General features: G+C 64.4%; 1 pseudogene. It reads right to left on the bottom strand.

Annotated elements, in window-relative coordinates:
* Positions 1 to 309 (bottom strand): annotated as a pseudogene (locus M2D63_RS25635) (aconitate hydratase B); the annotation flags it as partial.

Here is a 309-nt window from a genome sequence, read left to right on the forward strand (position 1 = left end):
GCGGCCGAGGCGTCGGACAGTTCGAACGCTTGCTCGAAGGTCAGTTCGTCCAGGCCTTCGATTTCCAGGATGCGGCCGGAGAAGGCGTTGATCTTGACTTTCTTCTCGACGGTCAGCAGGCCTTGCTGGATGGCGTAGTAAGGGATGGCGTGGACCAGGTCACGCAGGGTGATGCCGGGCTGCAGCGTGCCCATGAAGCGCACCAGTACCGACTCCTGCATGTCCAGCGGCATGAAGCCGGTGGCAGCGGCGAAGGCGACCAGGCCGGAACCGGCCGGGAAGGAGATGCCGATCGGGAAGCGGGTGTGC

It is taken from the genome of Pseudomonas sp. BJa5 (assembly GCF_030272875.2).
GTDB lineage: Bacteria > Pseudomonadota > Gammaproteobacteria > Pseudomonadales > Pseudomonadaceae > Aquipseudomonas.